The 232-nt window shown below is 47.4% G+C and carries 1 protein-coding gene; it reads right to left on the bottom strand.

Annotated elements, in window-relative coordinates; translation table 11 throughout:
- On the bottom strand, positions 1-232 hold a 232-nt coding region (locus KVT36_RS32350; RefSeq protein WP_217607531.1), incomplete at both ends, for a hypothetical protein.

Raw genomic sequence — 232 nt, 5'->3', positions numbered from 1 at the left:
AATCTTCTACCCTGCAGGTATCTGAACCCAGGATCACCAGCTGCATAAAGGAACTATCTAATCCTGCGTCATAGATGTGATCCATGAGTGGCAGCACCAGAGCCGGTGTGGATTCAAAAATATTAATACGATGCTGTGCAACTAATTTATACAAACCTTCAGGATCAGTACGCAGATCTGCCGGGGCAATGATCATACTGCCACCATTCAGCAAGGCGCGGCACACATCTCC

This window comes from Chitinophaga sp. GbtcB8 (genome assembly GCF_019091455.1).
Lineage (GTDB): Bacteria > Bacteroidota > Bacteroidia > Chitinophagales > Chitinophagaceae > Chitinophaga.
Note: the sequence above shows the minus strand (reverse complement) of the source record. Positions and strands in the feature narration are given on the sequence as shown.